The sequence below is a fragment of the Nonomuraea sp. NPDC001684 genome, assembly GCF_053596515.1.
Genome location: NZ_JBSFGJ010000823.1, coordinates 1 through 1,855, shown reverse-complemented (window position 1 = coordinate 1,855; position 1,855 = coordinate 1). Strand labels below are relative to the sequence as shown.

The following is a 1,855-nucleotide window of genomic DNA, read 5'->3' as shown; positions in this document are numbered from 1 at the left end:
CTCGGGGGTCGTGATCCCTGCCGGGCTGGCGATGCTGCGCGCCCATGAGAACCCGATCCAGCCGATCACCCTGGGCACCGGACTGCGGATGATCGTCGGCCACGCGGCGCTGACCGCGGCCGCCGCCGTGCTGGCTCTGGGCCTGGCCGCGCTGGTCAGGCGGGCCGTCGTCGCCGTCGGGCTGGCGATCGTGCTGGTCGTCGTGCCGTACCTGCTGGCGACCGCGGGGCTGTCGCCATGGCTGCTGATGATCACCCCTGCCGCCGGGTTCGCGATCACGCAGAGCATCCCGGCGTTCGCGCATGTGGACGTGGACCCGTCACTGCTGGGGGGCTACTACCCGCTCCCACCATGGGCGGGTTTGACCGTGACCTGTGGATATGCCGTCGTCGCCTTGGGGGTGGCGATCGCCGTACACCGCAGAGAAGTGCCATTTGACGGCAAGCTCCCGCTCGCCCGCTGAGCCCGTGCCCGCCGTCGGTGCCGCTCCCGCAGGCCGGGGCGCGCCACCTGGGCGGCCGACCGGCGATCGCTCCGACGGGCGAAGGCGGTGTCGGGTGCGTGAGCAGGCGGCGTGCCGGAGGTGAGGCACGATGGCGGATGCCAGGGCGAGGGGGTGCGATGGGATGATGGGCCCGTTATGACCGCCTCCTTGCCGTTCCGTCTCGCCCGTGCCGCGGTGTTCGCCGTGGTCTGCGTGGCGCTGGGCGTGCTGGCGCACCTGTTCGGCGGGGGATCGGTCACGGGGCCGGTGGTGGCCGGTGGGCTGCTGCTGGCGTTCGGGGGCGGGGTCGTGGCCTCGGCGCGTGAGCGCACGCTGGCGGTGATCCTGCCGTTGCTGGCCGGCATGCAGGTGGTGCTGCATGTGCTGTTCTCCCTCAGCCATGCCGCGGACGCCTACGCCGCGCTCGTCCACGGCCATTCGGGACTGGTGCCCGGCGTCGGCATGCTCGTCACGCACGCCGGCGCCACCGGGCTGATCGCCCTGTGGCTGGCCCGCGGCGAGGCCGCTCTGTGGGGGCTGCTGCACCGCCTGGCCGCGCGGCTGTGCCGGGTCCTCCTGGCGCTCTACCCACGTCCGCCGCACGAGCCGGTCGTCGTGGTGACGGCGCCCGAGCCGGGCCGGCTGCGCTCGGCGGTGCTGGCACACGCCGCGCCCACGCGCGGTCCGCCGTTCACGCAGGTGATCGCTTTCTCCGGCTGACCCTCATGGCGAGGCTGGAGTACGTCGTCATGCCCGGCTCCGTCCGGGTTCGCGTGGCCGCCGACGTCGCGGCCGCGTCGAGCGCCCCTGCCTGATCCGCCTCCGGCGCGGTGGAAACGCCACCGCGCGCCGAGGCCTGCCTGGAAAGGCCCACCATGCACTCTCTCCGTTCGCGTTCTCCGCTTCTTCCCGCTGCGGCGCTGGCCGTGGCCGTGCTCGTGTCCGGCTGCGGCGGCCAGAGCACGACCGCGTCGACCGCGTCGGCGTCACCGGCGGTCGCCACCGCCGCCGCCACCCCTTCGCCCGCGCTGACCATCACCGACCCCTGGATCAAGACCGGCGGCAAGGGGATGACGGCCGCCTTCGGCACCCTGGTCAACAACACCGACGCGGAGCTGACGGTCGTCTCCGGCGCCTCGCCGCTGTCTCCGACGGTCGAGCTGCACGAAGTGGTGGACTCCGGGGGCAAGATGGTGATGCGCCCCAAGAAGGGCGGGTTCGTGGTACCTGCTCGCGGTTCTCACCAGCTGGCGCCCGGCGGCGATCACATCATGCTGATGGGGGTCACCGGGAAGGTGGAGCCCGGAGCCGAGGTGCCCTTCACCCTGACTCTCGCCGACGGTTCCACCCTCCAGTTCACCGCGATCGGCA

General features: G+C 72.9%; 2 protein-coding genes and 1 pseudogene. All 3 read left to right on the top strand.

Annotation, left to right across the window (positions count from 1 at the left end):
• A pseudogene (locus ACWCSD_RS52200) lies at window positions 1-463 on the top strand (hypothetical protein); the annotation flags it as partial.
• A 189-nt stretch (window positions 464-652) separates the two neighbouring features.
• Complete coding sequence (locus ACWCSD_RS52195; RefSeq protein ID WP_449927295.1) at window positions 653-1,204, top strand: MFS transporter; 552 nt, start codon at window positions 653-655, stop codon at window positions 1,202-1,204.
• 206 nt (window positions 1,205-1,410) lie between these two features.
• Window positions 1,411-1,855: copper chaperone PCu(A)C (locus tag ACWCSD_RS52190; RefSeq protein WP_449927292.1), on the top strand; the 445-nt coding region annotated here is incomplete at its 3' end.